Origin of the sequence: Paenibacillus sp. YN15, from assembly GCF_003285005.1 — a bacterium.
Lineage (GTDB): Bacteria > Bacillota > Bacilli > Paenibacillales > NBRC-103111 > Paenibacillus_AR.
This window is the reverse complement of sequence record NZ_QMFA01000101.1, coordinates 1-904: the sequence shown is the minus strand read 5'-3', so window position 1 is coordinate 904 and position 904 is coordinate 1. Positions and strand designations below refer to the sequence as shown.

Below are 904 nucleotides of genomic sequence, written 5' to 3'. Positions count from 1 at the left end.
TGTATCACGCCGATCTTCCCGACGACGTGGCGCTCGTGGGAATCGATGAAAAGACCGGCATGCAAGCCAACGAAAAAAAGTACGACACCCAGTTGCCCACTCCCCGCAAGCGGGGGCGGGTGGAGTTTGAATACATCCGCCACGGCACCCAGACGCTGTTTGGCGCCTTTGACATCCAGACCGGAGAGGTAACGGCTTCTTGTGGCAAGGGTCGGACAGCCACAGATCTGGAAGCGTTCATGGAGCAGCTCGCCGAGCGCTACCGCCACTGTCGGACGATCATCGTGATCTGGGATAACCTGAATATCCATCACGAAGGTCCGTCCGAACGATGGAAGAGGTTCAACGCCCGGCATGGCAACAAATTTGAGTTCCACTATACGCCGATTCATGCCAGTTGGGTCAACCAGATCGAAATCTTCTTTTCCATCCTGGGCAAGCGGGTGTTACGACACGGCAGTTTTGTGTCGAAAGCCGATCTCAAGCGCAAAGTGATGAGTTTCATCACGCGATGGAACACGCAAGACAAGCATCCCTTCCACTGGCGCTTTAAGGGTTACTCTGTCTCCGGTCAGGAGGTGGCGTAATGATGAACCCCCTCATTCTGGAAGGAATCGGAGAAGAGCTGGAAGACACGCTGCAGGAACAAGGCTTGGGGCATCTTTGCGTGCGCAAGCATGGCACCCACTTGATAATCTACTCGATGGAAGAGGGAGAACGAACCAATCGTGCTCGCTTTTCCTTGGAAAAGAAAGGCCGTCTCTTTCAGCTTGGCGTGGCCAACACATCCGGCCGTTGGGAAGCAACCCCCTATACCGGTACCGCTCGTGAGCTGCTCGCTTTACTCGTCGATCAATTCCCGTTTGTGCTCGACGAGTTTTAGGACCTTTTGGTCCTTTTCCAT

2 protein-coding genes are annotated in these 904 nt (G+C 54.4%); both read left to right on the top strand.

The annotated features are described in order from the left end of the window. Positions 1 to 587 (top strand): IS630 family transposase (locus DQG13_RS30335; RefSeq protein ID WP_113023927.1); only part of this gene is annotated, 587 nt, incomplete at its 5' end. Next, complete coding sequence (locus DQG13_RS30330) at positions 587 to 883, top strand: hypothetical protein (RefSeq protein WP_113023926.1); 297 nt, start codon at positions 587 to 589, stop codon at positions 881 to 883. The genes DQG13_RS30335 and DQG13_RS30330, both read left to right, overlap by 1 nt. Positions 884 to 904: the final 21 nt, after the last annotated feature.